Source organism: Methanolobus tindarius DSM 2278 (assembly GCF_000504205.1).
Classification (GTDB): Archaea; Halobacteriota; Methanosarcinia; order Methanosarcinales; family Methanosarcinaceae; genus Methanolobus; species Methanolobus tindarius.
Genome location: NZ_AZAJ01000001.1, coordinates 1348156 through 1362382, shown reverse-complemented (window position 1 = coordinate 1362382; position 14227 = coordinate 1348156). Strand labels below are relative to the sequence as shown.

14 protein-coding genes are annotated in these 14227 nt (G+C 41.5%); 8 read left to right on the top strand and 6 right to left on the bottom strand.

Translation table 11 applies throughout. From position 1 onward, the window contains the following. The first annotated feature begins 123 nt into the window (after nucleotides 1-123). The 5 genes from METTI_RS06680 to METTI_RS06660 all read left to right on the top strand — a co-directional run bounded on the left by METTI_RS06680 (nucleotide 124) and on the right by METTI_RS06660 (nucleotide 4861). The gene (locus METTI_RS06680) at nucleotides 124-915 is read left to right on the top strand and encodes a beta/alpha barrel domain-containing protein (protein ID WP_023845059.1); all 792 of its coding nucleotides are present in this window, start codon (nucleotides 124-126) and stop codon (nucleotides 913-915) included. Nucleotides 916-1103: 188 nt separating this feature from the next. Continuing rightward, nucleotides 1104-1382 carry a thioredoxin family protein gene (locus METTI_RS06675; RefSeq protein WP_342665124.1) on the top strand — a complete coding sequence of 93 codons (279 nt, stop codon included), beginning with the start codon at nucleotides 1104-1106 and terminating at the stop codon, nucleotides 1380-1382. 119 nt (nucleotides 1383-1501) lie between these two features. Further along, nucleotides 1502-2524: an MBL fold metallo-hydrolase gene (locus METTI_RS06670; protein WP_048135247.1), complete on the top strand. Its 1023-nt coding sequence runs from the start codon at nucleotides 1502-1504 to the stop codon at nucleotides 2522-2524. An 88-nt stretch (nucleotides 2525-2612) separates the two neighbouring features. Beyond that, nucleotides 2613-3026 carry an EMC6-like membrane protein gene (locus METTI_RS06665; RefSeq protein ID WP_023845056.1) on the top strand — a complete coding sequence of 138 codons (414 nt, stop codon included), beginning with the start codon at nucleotides 2613-2615 and terminating at the stop codon, nucleotides 3024-3026. A 62-nt stretch (nucleotides 3027-3088) separates the two neighbouring features. Continuing rightward, a complete protein-coding gene (locus tag METTI_RS06660) occupies nucleotides 3089-4861 on the top strand; it encodes a ribosome biogenesis/translation initiation ATPase RLI (RefSeq protein WP_023845055.1) in 1773 nt (590 codons plus the stop codon). Nucleotides 4862-4890: 29 nt separating this feature from the next. On the opposite strand, the gene METTI_RS06655 is transcribed toward METTI_RS06660, so the two are convergent. Further along, nucleotides 4891-5688, bottom strand: a complete 798-nt coding sequence (locus METTI_RS06655; RefSeq protein ID WP_023845054.1) for an alpha/beta fold hydrolase — start codon at nucleotides 5686-5688, stop codon at nucleotides 4891-4893. A 261-nt stretch (nucleotides 5689-5949) separates the two neighbouring features. On the opposite strand from METTI_RS06655, the gene METTI_RS06650 reads away from it, so the two are divergent. Continuing rightward, nucleotides 5950-6633, top strand: coding sequence for an AIM24 family protein (locus tag METTI_RS06650; protein WP_245596087.1), 684 nt, complete (start codon nucleotides 5950-5952; stop codon nucleotides 6631-6633). Between the two features lie 62 nt (nucleotides 6634-6695). Here the strand turns inward: METTI_RS06650 and METTI_RS06645 are convergent, their stop codons facing one another. The 5 genes from METTI_RS06645 to METTI_RS06625 all read right to left on the bottom strand — a co-directional run bounded on the left by METTI_RS06645 (nucleotide 6696) and on the right by METTI_RS06625 (nucleotide 12250). Further along, nucleotides 6696-6971, bottom strand: a complete 276-nt coding sequence (locus METTI_RS06645) for a hypothetical protein (RefSeq protein ID WP_023845052.1) — start codon at nucleotides 6969-6971, stop codon at nucleotides 6696-6698. 80 nt (nucleotides 6972-7051) lie between these two features. Next, the gene (locus METTI_RS06640; RefSeq protein ID WP_211232186.1) at nucleotides 7052-7471 is read right to left on the bottom strand and encodes a hypothetical protein; all 420 of its coding nucleotides are present in this window, start codon (nucleotides 7469-7471) and stop codon (nucleotides 7052-7054) included. A gap of 21 nt (nucleotides 7472-7492) precedes the next feature. Then, nucleotides 7493-9319, bottom strand: a complete 1827-nt coding sequence (locus METTI_RS06635) for a COG1361 family protein (RefSeq protein ID WP_023845050.1) — start codon at nucleotides 9317-9319, stop codon at nucleotides 7493-7495. A 19-nt stretch (nucleotides 9320-9338) separates the two neighbouring features. Beyond that, nucleotides 9339-10409: an ABC transporter permease gene (locus tag METTI_RS06630; RefSeq protein WP_023845049.1), complete on the bottom strand. Its 1071-nt coding sequence runs from the start codon at nucleotides 10407-10409 to the stop codon at nucleotides 9339-9341. Nucleotides 10410-10435: 26 nt separating this feature from the next. Continuing rightward, on the bottom strand, nucleotides 10436-12250 hold the full coding sequence (locus tag METTI_RS06625; RefSeq protein ID WP_023845048.1) for an ABC transporter permease family protein: 1815 nt from the start codon (nucleotides 12248-12250) through the stop codon (nucleotides 10436-10438). A gap of 148 nt (nucleotides 12251-12398) precedes the next feature. On the opposite strand from METTI_RS06625, the gene METTI_RS06620 reads away from it, so the two are divergent. Continuing rightward, complete coding sequence (locus METTI_RS06620; protein ID WP_023845047.1) at nucleotides 12399-13208, top strand: mechanosensitive ion channel family protein; 810 nt, start codon at nucleotides 12399-12401, stop codon at nucleotides 13206-13208. An 85-nt stretch (nucleotides 13209-13293) separates the two neighbouring features. Continuing rightward, complete coding sequence (locus METTI_RS06615) at nucleotides 13294-14211, top strand: ABC transporter ATP-binding protein (protein WP_023845046.1); 918 nt, start codon at nucleotides 13294-13296, stop codon at nucleotides 14209-14211. The last annotated feature ends 16 nt before the right edge of the window (nucleotides 14212-14227 follow it).

The window sequence follows — 14227 nt, the reverse complement described above, 5'->3', positions numbered from 1 at the left end:
TCAAAATGAGAGGGAGTCTATATATTTATATCTAAAGTGGGATGTGAGTTTTTGATTTTAGTTGTAGCACAAAAATAGTAATAGTTATGAATCATCCACACTATTACTCATGCAGGTGACAAAATGATAGACTTTTTTGACCTTTACCTTACAGAAGATTGCCCATACGGAGATGAGACTACTGAGTTTCTTGAGATAGAAGGCAATGGCCGGATTCGTATAAAATCAAGGGAACATGGTGTTGCTGCTTGTATGGATGACCTTGCGGCTTTCTACAGGAAAAATGGTCTTGAAGTCGTGAACATGGTTTCAAATGGGGATGAGTTTAATCCGAATGATGTTATTTTTGAAGCTCAGGGAGATCTTCCAACTATCTTTAAGCTCTGGAGAATATCGCAGACATTCCTTTCAATGGTCTGTTCCATTGCATCAAAAACACGCTTTACTGTTGAACTTGCAAGAAAGTCCAATCCTGATATAATGGTGGCAACAAGTCGCAAGACCCATCCGGGATTCAGGAAATATGAGCTCAAGGCAGTAAAGATCGGTGGAGGCGACCATCACCGTAATTCTCTAAGTGATTCCATTCTTGTCACACAGAATCACCTTGATGTAATGGAGAAGCAGGTAAATCTCAGGGCAATGCGTAAGGTTGAGATCGAACCAAGAACCAGGGAAGAAGCTCTGGAAGCTGCTCCGGTGGCAGACATACTTTTACTTGACCATTATAGCCCTGAAGAGCTGGAAACATTTGTACCGGAACTGCGGTCATTGAATCCACATCTTGAGATAGCAGTCGGGGGAATTGAACTTAGCATGGTCTCTGATTATGCAAAACATGTAGACTTCATTGTGACTACAGCTCCATATTATGCAAAGCCTCTTGATCTTACTTCAAAGATAAGAAGGATGTAATTATATAATGCCGGCGAAATGTTTATATAGAATTGCCAACATGGTTGTGTATGCAAAGTGCATCACCGTTCGAAAGAGACATATAATTTGCGGGGACAAATTATCACTAGGAAGACTAATTCCTACTGAAGGTGCATTCTTGTATCGATAAGTAAAAATAATTTATTCATCGACTATACAATAAAGAGGTGTATTATATGAGCAAAGTGGAACTTCTAGATTTCAGTGCAACCTGGTGTGGACCTTGTAAGATGCAGAAGCCTCATCTTGAAAAGGTTGAAGCTGAACTTGCAGGTCAGATTGATGTAAAAGTCATTGATGTTGACCAGAACCAGAGTCTTGCAGCACAATATGGTATTCAGGCAGTACCTACACTTATCATTCTCAAAGACGGAGAAGTGGCAAAGCGCTTCACAGGCCTTACTACCTCAGGAATCCTCCTTGAGGAACTTAAAAAGGTGCTTTAAGCACCTGACTTTTGTTTTTTATTCTTGCTTTTATTCCTGTATAATTCCATTCACAACATCCTGTTTTTATCTGTTTTCGAAAAAGCGTAAATAGCTTAAGCTCATTCCAGTTTCGAGGGATGCAGAAATTGAAAGAACTGGTTGATCTTGGTGTAATGGTTTTCAGGGAGAAGAATTCCCGTGGTTCGTTTAAACCTCATCTTTCTATTAAGTTCAGGTCAACCGAAGGAAAACTTGTAACTTTTTCTATTGATACAACCCGAACTCCTGCCAAATACCAGCAACCTGATGCTTATCTCATCACCCACGCACATTCTGATCATAACGGCAAGTCTGCTATGCTTTCTGACCGTGCAGTCTGCTCTGAAAAGACCGCCCTTGCACTTGAGATACGTCATGATCGCAAGTATGCAGGCAGGACATTCAAAGTCGGGGAAACCATTGAGGTCAGTGGTGTAAAAGTTCACACATTCCCTAATTTCCATACTGTTGGCTCTGTGGCATTCATGTGGGAAAACGAAGTGGGAACCCGCATACTTGTCACAGGTGACGTGAAAGATGCTTCCATGCTTCCTGAATGTGACCTTCTTATTACCGAAGCCAACTACGGTGACCCCGGGGACACAACCTGCTTCTTTGATGATGACCTGGAAGGTTTTGAGAACGCTTTCAGGGACAATACTTCAATTGCTTTTGGAGCCTATGCATTCGGCAAAGCGCAAAGAGCTGTGGAACTTCTGAGGGGATTTGGTTATGAAGGTGTCATAGAAATGGATGACCAGTCACTTTCCCTTACAAAAACTCTTCTAGAGGATGCCGGGGAACTGGAATATCTCGGCAATTGCTGCGGTGACAGTATAAGTATAGTACCGCCCTGGGACCTGGACAAACTCCCGGCAAATATCTCCAAATTTGTCATGACAGGGCGCAGTGATTATCGCTATCCTGCAATCCAGATAAGTGATCATCTTGACGCACGCGGGCTTGAAGATATGGTAAAGAACATCGATCCGGAGTTTACGGTTGTCTATCATCCCAACGGCCATCGCCCCGGAAGATTTGCAAAACACCTCGATTCCATCGGTTTTAATGCACTTTCCATTGATAAGATAGAAAATGTACTTAGCAATGAATTTGTATGAAGTTCTCCTTGGCAGGATAAACATTTATATAAGTACTTGATTTTATAGTACCCACACTATCCAAGTTGTACCAGGAGATCAGATCAATTTGTCAAAATCATCCAAGAAAAAGTCATCAGTGGCTAAAAATGAAGTAAAGCCCGCTGATGATGCGCAACCAGCTCCTACTCCTTCCCGCCCCGGTAAGACACAGTTCAAGATGAAAACACCGGAGGAAAAGAAGCAGGCTCATAAGGAGGGAATCATCAAAACGGCAGTTGCCGCTATTTTAGGTATAGTAGCAGGTTCAATTGCCTATATGCAGCTTGGTGTCGGTGATGACCCCACCATTAAATGGTATGTAATAATGATGTTCATAGTCGGTATTTCCTTCTATGTCATGAAATTCTCATTCCCGATATTCAAGATAAAGCCCAAAGAGTTTGGTTTTAAGGACTGGTTCTACGTAGAGTTCATAGTTGTTGACTTCTGTCTTGTAACATGGACATTGCTTCTGAATTGATCTTCTATTTTTTATCTTTTAACACTCTATTTTATTGATAGTTTTATTAACAGGGATCTTACATGCGAATTGCCATATTGAACAAAGACAGGTGTCAGCCAAGACGTTGCAGTCACGAATGTGAAAAATACTGTCCCCGTGTAAGGACGGGTGACGAGACCATCATCTTTGGGGAAGACGGAAAACCAATAATCTCCGAAGAAATGTGCGTAGGTTGTGGAATATGTGTCCACAAATGTCCTTTTGAAGCTATAATGATAATTGGTCTTCCGGAGGCACTCACCGAACCAACCCACAGGTACGGTCCTAATGGCTTTGCCCTATATGGCCTGCCGATCCCACAAATTGGAAAAGTAACAGGTATCCTTGGTCCTAACGGTATCGGTAAAAGTACCGCAGTACAGATCCTTTCCGGTACTCTGGTCCCTAACTTCTCAGAGGATAACAGTAACTGGGAAAAGGTTCTTGAACACTATGCAGGTACAGCTCTTTACGATTATTTCAGTGATGTAGTCGATGGTGACATAAAAGTCTCACAGAAACCACAGTATGTGGATATGATTCCAAAGGCTTTCAAGGGCAAGACAAGTGAACTCCTTGACAAGACCGATGAGCGCGGCAAACTCCCTGAACTCGTTGAACGTCTCAATCTCTCACATGTAATGGACCGTAAAATCACAGAGCTCAGTGGTGGGGAACTCCAGAGAGTTGCCATTGCAGCCTGTGCAGCTAAAGATGCAGATTTCTACTTCTTTGATGAAATAAGTCCATATCTCGATATTTACCAGCGTATTAACACCGCACAGCTCATTCAGGAGATCTCTGAAGACAAGGCGGTTCTTGTTGTAGAGCACGACCTTGCTATACTTGACATGCTTGCCGATGCAGTACACGTTGCATACGGTGAGCCCGGTGGATATGGTGTCATCACCCATCCAAAAGGTGTGCGTATCGCAATCAACCAGTATCTTAAAGGTTTCCTGCCAGAAGAGAACGTGCGTGTAAGACCTGAAGCAATTAAGTTTGAGGTTCACCCTCCAAGAGTTGAAACTGATATAAACACACTTGTAGACTATGATGCATTCTCCAAGAAATACGGTGAAGGCTTTGGACTTTCAACCGATGGCGGTTCACTGAAAGAAGGAGAAGTTCTGGGAATTGTCGGTCCCAACGGTATCGGTAAGTCCACATTTGTCAAGATACTTGCAGGTGAAGTGGAGCCTGATGAAGGTAAACTTGACCTTGACATCAAGATAGCATACAAGCCTCAGTACATCAAAGCTGACAGTCCTATGCAGGTTCGCTATTTCCTGGGCGGTCTTTCCAGTAAATTCAATAGCAGTTATTTCCAGACTGAGATTGCAAAACCGCTGAACATTGAAAGACTCTATGAACGCATGCTTACAGAGCTCAGTGGCGGAGAACTCCAGAGGGTTGCGATTGCAGCATGTCTCTGTCAGGATGCTGACATGTACATTCTTGACGAACCAAGTGCTCACCTTGACGTTGAGCAGCGTTCAATGGCAACAAAAGTCATTAAGAGGTTCGCCGAGAACAACAGTAAAACTGCAATGGTTGTTGACCACGATATTTACATGATAGACATGCTCAGTGAGCGTCTCATTGTGTTTGAAGGTGAACCGGCAGTCTACGGTAAGGCTCATGAACCATCCAGCATGCAGGATGGTATGAATAAGTTCCTTGCAAATCTGGATATCACATTCAGGCGTGATGAAGATACTTCCCGGCCAAGGGTTAACAAAAAGGACTCAAGGCTTGACAGGGAACAAAAATCCAAGGGCGAATATTACTATCACAACATTGCTGATGAATAATTATTCATCAGTCTTTTTTTGTTTTTTCTTTAACTTTCAAGCTCTTTTTCCAGAACCTTGTAGAACTCACTGGATGCATGCTTTTCAAGCCACGGATAGTGTCCGCAGTTTTCAAGCAGGATGAACCTGAAGTCATCCAGTGTCTTTGAGAGAGGTTCCTTTACACCTTGGTATGGATGCGGGTCATAGTCTCCGTGTATGGCAACTACCGGACAGTGGATGTCTTTTCCCATTTTTAGGAGCTTTTTTGATCTTCTCAGATAATCGGCTTCTTCCCATACCCTTTTATTCAGATCATAGCAGTCATGACAGAATACCGGATTAATCTCCCACATTGATTCCAGTTCAAAAGAATCAGCATCAGAAATCAGTTTTCCAAATTTTGTAAAAGCAATATTTTTATTGCGCGCAGCAGGGTCATTCATGCTTGTACTCAGGTGCAGGTATTCCTGTCTTCCAGTCTCACCAAGCCTTTCAAGTCTGGTGGACATAATCAGTCTGGCATAATGCTCCTCAAATGGCCCGCTGGACACAAGAATTAGCTTTCTGACATAAGCCGGGTAACTTGCAGTGAACATGAAAGCCAGCCATGCTCCCCATGAGTGTCCTATAAGGGTCACTGGCAATTTTGCATGTTTTTTCAACATCAATTTAAGTTCATTAATCTGCCCGTCAACACTCATAGCAGTCTGTAAAGGTTCCAGTACACTATTTCTGTCTGAAAGTTGCTCAGCCATGTCAGTTACAGTTCCGGGAGCTCCGGGGCCGCCATGTATAACTGCAATTTTGTATGGTTCTTTGCCATGTTTTATCGGGTTAGAGTACATATTGATTTTACAGTTTAGATATATTTATATGTCATATATTAATATATTATCCGAATGAAAAAGCAAAATTAATCTACCTTAATGTGATTTCTCCAATCTGGATGTGGTATTATAGCGGAAAGTAAATTCTATAACAACATTAACGTTCTTGATAGTGTCGATAAAGGAAATTTCAAAGCAGAGATTATAGAGTATAAATCTCTCACAGGAAGCAAGAACCCTTCACTTGCAAGGCATCTGTACTATATTCAGCAGGCAGGTATGACCCTTAAGCAGGTAAAGGTCACATTAAACAACAGCGGTGTAATCGTGGAGCCTGGAGCTCTTTACTTCCAGAAAGGTAACATCACATGTGATGCTAACATAGGTGGTGTCGGTGGCCTTGCAAAGAAGATGATCAAAAACAAGCTCACAAACGAATCTGCATTCAATCCGCTTTATAAGGGTACTGGAGAGGTATTCCTTGAGCCAAGTTTCAGTCATTTCATCGTGGTAAGTCTTGACAATGGTTCTATAATCGTGGACAAGGGCATTTTCTACTGCGCTGAATCAAGCCTTGAAGTAGGGGTAGCTTCCCAGAAGAATATCTCTGCAGGTCTCTTTGGTGGGGAAGGATGGTTCCAGACAAAGATTAGCGGAACAGGTACATGCATACTTGAAAGTCCGGTGCCTATGTCTGAGATCCTGAAATATAATCTTGACAACGAGCGTCTCCAGGTTGACGGAAACTTTGCCCTTCTAAGATCTGATTCAGTGAAATTCAGTGTTGAAAGATCAGGCAAAGGAATTGCAGGAAAGCTTACATCAGGCGAAGGTCTCCTCCAGACTTTTGAAGGAACAGGAACAGTTTGGCTTGCACCAACACAGCCGGTTTACGGTTCTATCGGAGCAAGCGGTGTTTCATCACTTGCAGCAGCACCATATAACAGAAATAATCCTGCATAAGAGGGGCATATAGCTCTTCTTTTTTTGCTCTTTTTTAGTTACGTCTTTTTGTCTTCACTTTTCTATTCATCTTTATTGATGCCTTTACTGAAACTTCTGGCATAGCTGTAAGCCTGGTATATGTTGTAGATCCAGAATACAATGAAAATAAAGAACGTTATTACGAAATAAAATGTGATTATGAGTATGAAGGCAAGGACAAAATAAAAAGCTCCTCTGTTAAAGTCTCCATTATACATCTGTCCCAGTCCGGGATATATGGCAGAATAAAGTCCTGCTCTCCATGCTTGTGGTTTAAACTCTTCAGTGGCAGTTGCTATTTCATTATTGCTTTCCATTAGTTCTTCGGTATCCAGGAATATCCCTCACATAATTATGTGTAAAAAGATGTGTTATTTGCATAACACTTTTGCGCAGATTATTTCTTGCGGTTAAGGATTCCTCTGACTTTCCCTACAAAATCATACAAGCCTTTATCCAGGGTTGAAGAAACTCCGGCTTTCATAGAACCATCGGAATTTTTCTTCATCCTCATGCCCTTTCCAAGATACCATGTCAGGAATTCTGTGTACAGGATGACACCTATGAGTGTTGACCATATCATGAGCAATATGTGGAAATTATTCACCGGTACAAGTCCGTTTGCAAGTGACATCTGCTGGATGGAAAGAAAAGCTATTGATATGTCAGGAATAACAAGTATGAATGCAAGCGGGATTATCAGTAAAATAATAAGTGCAAGTCGTGATGACATATTTATCAGGACAAAGAGCACTACAATGGCGAACAGGGCAAAAAGCATCGAAGATCCTATAAACGCTGCAATATTCATACTCAATTCCTGATTAATATTTTTACTTTACTTATATACTCTGGATATAAATAAATATGCAAAAGTCGGTACGATTGCAATAACAGTGAAAAGTGTTGCAAAAGATGAAACAAGGAACTTCATGATTTCAACACTTGTAATATCTGGGTCTGCAACTGTTGTATCACTGGAGTATGCTGATGAGGCATCAACCTGATTGTAAGTCTCTTCGTAGCTTTCCTCTTCTAGCTCTGCGGGTATGTCATCAATGAAAAGGAAAAGTTCATCTGAGACCACATTATCCTTCTTATCATTTTCATCCGTAATACTAAGTTCAGTTTCAGGCAGGTAGTATTCCCCGGCTCTTTCAGCCTTTACAGTATATGTGAACTCTTTTACGTCGCCTGCTGCCAGTGTTCCATGCCACTGCCTTTCTCCTACGACATAAGTGAGTTCATCCGGCATATCTTCCCTGAAAGAGATATCGATATCCTTGTCCCCGTCATTTGTGACTTTGAGAATAACATCAATAGTTTCTCCTACAACCATGTAGCTGGAAGTGATTTCTTTCTGTAACATAACTTTTGAACCGCTGACATGGAATGTTCCTTCTATAGGGTTAGACTGCATGCTGTAAGTTTCACCGCTATCTTTCCACACAACAGTGGCTGGCTCAAAAGTAAAATCTCCCGGTTCGGTTGAGGATGCAAAATAGCCAATACTCTTTGTTTCTCCTGCATTAAGTGCCATTGACCATTCAGTGCTTTCAATATCATTTGGTATGAATTCAGGTGGCAAAATATCGGTGACTGTAACTGCAGTCTGGAAATTTGCTTTATTGGCAACTGTAATGTTTATCTGGAAATACTGTTCAGTTCCAAATTCCGGATCTTCTGATATTTTTTCTTTGGAAATGACTTCTTTTTCAATGGAAATATACGAATTTACAGTTGCCTCTGTGTCTTTCTCATTGTTGTATTCATTTCCCCTGTAATCGTAACCTTCCACACTGGTAGTGATTGTGATATTCCTGGTAACAGGTTCAACATCAGGCTTTACACGTATCTGGAATTTTTTCTTCTTCCCCGGTTCAAGTATTGAGTGCTGCTGTGTTACAAGCTCAACTTTACCATCGTCACATTCAGTTGTGAGTATGATTCCGTGTAGCGGTATTGATCCGTTATTAGTGACCACAAGTTCATATTCCACATAATCATCCGGATCATAACTTTCCTGAATATTACCTGCATCGATCTGGATCTGAGGTTCGCCAGGTTTGAGTGTTTCGATGAAGACTTCCTGTGTGTTCTTGTTGATGTACACAATATTAATCATGAAATCTTCTGAGAACTTTTCATAAGCGCCACTTGTGTATGTTCTCTCGTACTCTTCTCCGTCAAGGTTGACAACTACTTCTGCTACTCCTTCATTAATCCCATTTAGTGTAATGCGGTAGTCGTTTCCTGTCAGGGAATCTCCTGTCTTAAATGCAGTCTTTGGAATATCAGTGACCCACACAAGCTCCGATTTATGTTTGTAAATTTCCAGGGAAACTTTAGAATTTTCAATGGATGCGACATTGATTTTCAACTCTCCGTCATAGATGTATTCATTATTGACTCCTGAATCCACTTCAAAAGATTCCATAAAAACGGAGTTACTGTATATTAACAGAGTTGCAGTTGTTATATTATCACTATCTAACTCGTTTACTTTCACTGTGAAGCCTTCAAGGTATGCCCTTTCTCCTACTCCAAGTTCATACGAACCCTGGAAGATCCATATGTCTTCCTCTTTAATTGCAGTTGAATCTACGGGATTTATGAATGCTATCAGGATTATGGTAAGTAATAGCAGCTTGATCAGTCGCATCATTATCTTCCGTTCATATTTTTCAAATGTTACGTGGGTCTTTTTTGATTACAAACATTGTTGCCATGTAGAGCAGCAGCGCCAGAACAAGGTAAATACCAGTCCATGTCCAGCTTTCAATTACAGGAATGCTATTGATAGAAAGTCTTGTTACAAGGTTGAGCGGGGAATTTGTGAACAGGTACGACGACATGAACAGGAATATCAACACAAGTGAGTACAGCAGCTGTGCTACCCCCCTGTCTTTGAAGAACACTGCAATTATTGTACTTGAGAATACCAGCACTCCTGCTATCAGAGTGACCACCAGCAAAATCTGGAGTGAATTATCTATGGATATTCTGTTCATAGAAAGGAGCAGCATCCATACAAATGATTGTACCGGTACAACAAGAATGGCAAGTATGGCTTTGCCGCTTATAATCTCAAGCAAGGATGCAGGAGATGCGAGGAGCAAATCCATTGTTTTGCGTTCATATTCCTCTGTTATGAAATCAATCACAAGGCCACCTGAGATAAAAGCAGGTGTGAATACAAGTAGTGGAAGCAGTGCCACATAAACGAATTCAAAGAATGTTGAGGAAGCACGTACTCCTCTCTTTATGATGTTGAAATCTATGGGTGAATATCCCGGAAGTCTCTGTGTCCTGACATCCCTGACACCCTGTTCGTATTGTTCCAGTGATTCCTTCAGCTGGAGAGATATGACAGTGGCTTTAATTTCTGATTTTGGCAGGTATATATCAACATTAAGAAGGTCTGTGCCTTCGGCTGTTCCAATAGGTGTCACTATGATTGCATCTATTTTCCGGTCAAAGAAGTCTCCGTAGGCTGGAATGAAATCGTCATATAGGTAAGTTTCCACATTATTTTCTATAAGTATCTGGTAAAGTTCATCATCTGCGGTTCCGACAACTCCTATGTTCACTCCTTCAAAGTCAACATTTCCAAGTGCTGTTGGGTCATAGAATGATGTCAGGCCTATGACGAGGAAGGTTGAGAACGATGCTATGAAAAGCTGGATTATAATAGCAAGTATGAAAGTTTTCTCTGTAAGAAGGTCTTTGAATTCCTTCTTTGCAACAGTTTTCATTTTCCTGCATGAATTCCCTGCTCCGCTCAGAATAACAGCCCCCTTAGAATTGTCATGTTATATATGGTATGGAATATTGTTGCGGCTACGACTGCATATTTGTAGGCATCCGGGCCTTTCCAGTACATTACCAGTGAGCTGATAAGTATGGTTGTTATATGCAGGAGAAGTGGTATCAACAGTAATGCACCCATTGTCATTACCGTTCCGAACGCTGAACTTGCAATAGGTGCAAGTGTAAGGACTGCAACAGCTTTTTCTCCCACAAAGAATCCCGCACCTGCAAGTACTGAAAGCTTAACAGCATTTTTGAATGTAATCTCGCTTATCTTTCTCTTGAAAAGTGTGTAAATTCCAATGGATTTGACTATCTCTTCAGCCAGTGCTGACAGGATTATCATTGCAATTATTGAATACGGAACCGGCAGGTTGAAGAGCATGACAATGAGCATGAGCTGTGTCATATATACTACCGGGATGAAGATTATGCTGAGGAAAAATACAGAACCGTAACGGTATGTAAGGAACATCTCAAAGCAGTCTATTATCTTTGACCCGATTGATTTCTGGGTGAACAGATCCTCTTCCCTGAAAATTGAAGTTCCAAATGCATACACTGCTCCTGCCACAAGGTAGAACGGTAATGTTGAGAACAGGTATGTATTCATGGGTACTGCTTCTCCCTCTATGAGCCTGACTATTAGGGTAATAGGGGAAATGGAACTAATTGCGTGAATGTTTGCAAACATTGCCGGGAAGAACAGGTAACCTGAGATTACGACTGAAAGGAAAACGCTTGCAAAAGTAAGTTCCTTGAAACTTCTTGAAAGGATTGCACTGTAAAATGAGAGTGCAAAGAAGAGTAGTATTACCGGAAGTATTGCAGCCAGTATCAGAACAACTCTTTCCAGATCTGCAAGTGTTGATGGCACTCCGATTATGTAAAGAGTTATAGCTGCCTGTATTGCCATTGTTATTACAAGGTATGGAACTGTTTTGCCAATAACAACATCCCTGCTTCTTAGCGGTGCTATAAGTATGAGTTCACCTTTGCGGTTGGTACGTTCATCCATCAGGCTTGTAGAATAAAATTGTGAAACGAAATATATCGGGAATATGAACAGGAATGCATAAAGTATTGCTGTAAAAGGTACAGGCGGATTGAAATTTGATGGTGTTGAGAGGGTCTGCTTCTCAAAGAATGTCTTTCCTTCCATGGCATCCAGTGCTTCGATGTCTTCGGGAGATATTGTTGATGAACCTGTTCTTACACGTCCGCTGCCACTACCGCTTGCAGCTTCACGACCACCAGGGACGGTGTCAAGCGCTGCTGTTCTATTGTAACCTCTGTTGAGTTCATCCAGCGTATCTGTGGATCCTGCAAGCTGGAAGTCCTGCGGCCTTTCAAGGTCATGGACTGTGACCCAGACCGGGTGACTGTTGTTTATATCATTGTATGATGTGAGCACAAGTTCTCTGTATTCTATGAATGTGTTTTCCAGTGCGTCACCCGCAGATGCAGCTTTTCTTGTGTCGCTGAGGTAGACATTATTTCCTATAATTGCCATGTCGGCTCCGTATTCATAATAAACGGCAGCCTCAAACCTGTCTACAAGCATGTAGTCAAAGCGCTGGTCTGTCTGGATAATTGGTTGCACCTCTGGCTGCGAAAAAGCTACAAGGTATATTTTCTGGTTCATGCTCATCCCGGTTTGTGATGCGGCGTAGGATGCCACTATTACGAGTATGAGTGATATTACGAGCATGATTATTGAGCGCGTATCAAATTTGAGCTTTGAACGCATCAACTCCCATTTTGCGATAGTTAACCAGCCTGGCATAGTAATTATTTTATTAGTAATCTATTATATTAATATCTATTTCATAAAAATCCCATGTATATAAATTAAAAAGAGTTATATGTCCTGAAGCACCCAGTATTTAACAATAAGTCTTTCAAATTTCTATTATTTAGTGGAGTTGTGATAAATGGCAGATATTTTATCTCAGACAATTCCTTATACAGATATCACAGTGGCAAGTATTGTATTTGCTCTTGTGGTGCTTGTTGCCGGAATTGTTATTGCGGGAGTGCTTTCAGGTACGTTCCGCAAAGGATTGAAAAAGACAAAACTTCCTGAACTGATAATTGAATTCCTTGTGCGTTTCCTGCGCGCCCTGCTATATGTGGGTGTGTTACTGGCAGTAGTCAGCGCACTTGGAGTTAACATAAGTTCAGTCGTAGTCGGACTTTCAGCAGTTATCGGCTTAGTTCTTGGATTTGGTATGCAGGATTCTCTTAACAACCTGGCTGCAGGTATATGGATTGCTTCTCTCAGGCCGCTTGATAAAGGAGAATATGTTACAGTTAATGGTATGTCAGGTACGGTACATGCAGTGGGAATAATGGCAACAGAACTTCTCACACCTGATAACCAGTTCATAACCCTTCCTAACAAACTTGTGTGGGGAAGCCCTATTGTGAATGCAACCCGCATGCCCACCAGAAGAGTGGCTGTTGATGTGGGTGTAGGTTATTCCACAGATGTTCCTAAGGCAGTTGCAATTGCAATGGATGTTATTAAAAGAGATTCCCGTGTTTTGGCAGACCCGGCACCTGCAGTTATAACCACAGAACTTGCAGATTCATCAGTGAATCTACAACTTCGTGCATGGGTTAACACTTCAGACTTCTGGGGTGTAAAGAACGACCTCACAATAGCTATTCATGCAGAATTCGGTGCACAGGATATTGAGATTCCATTCCCTCAACTGGATGTGCACATGTATAAGAACTAAGGTCTTATTGGCATAGTTGTTATCCAACTATGCTCTGTTTTATTTTATAATTGAATTTATATATAGGCAGTTTCATAGTCTATGTGTGGAACCTTCTATCATTGAAGTTAAAGGACTTCGCAAGGAATATGGCGATTTTGTAGCCGTTGATAACCTTTCTTTCTCAGTGGGAAAAGGGCAGATTTTCGGAATAGTCGGACCAAACGGTGCCGGTAAAACTACCACTCTGAAAATGCTCAGCAGTCTAATCAGGCCCACATCCGGTTCTATCCATATGAAAGATCTGGATATATCCGCAGATGCAGTTGAAATTAAGTCTTTCCTCGGTTTTCTTCCGGAAGAGTCTCCGCTTTATGAGGGCATGGAAGTAGACGATTATCTCATGTACTTTGCAGAGCTTTACTGTGTTCCCAAGGACCTTGCTAAGAAAAGGATACGTGAACTTCTTTTTGATCTTGCTCTCAACCCGGATGGCAAGAAAATAGGTGATCTTTCAAAAGGTATGAAACGAAAGGTTGCTATTGCGCGCTCACTAATCAATGACCCCGATGTCCTTATCTATGATGAACCTGCATCTGGTCTTGACCCAATGACTTCCAGGTACATCACGGATTATGTGCGTTCCCTGAAGCAATCAGGTAAGACCATTATATTCAGTGCTCATAACCTGTACCAGGTGGAAAGCCTTTGTGACAGGATACTGATTTTAAAAGGTGGAAAGCTTGTAACACTTGGCACTGCCGAAGAGATCAGGAAAGAGTATGGTAAGATCCAGTATCGTCTTGAGTTTAAGGTCGATGATATTGCAGACTATACTATCTCCGAAGTTGTCAAGGAAGTTGATGAAAGTTATGTGGTAATCACAAACGATATCAATGTAGTCAACAAGACAACTAAATGGGTTGCTTCAAAAGGCGGGGATATTGTTGAAATGCGTACCATAGTCCCGTCACTGGAAGAGATTTTCCTTGAGCTCATGGGCGTTGAGCTTTTTGTTGATTAATCTTCTTTCATTTTTG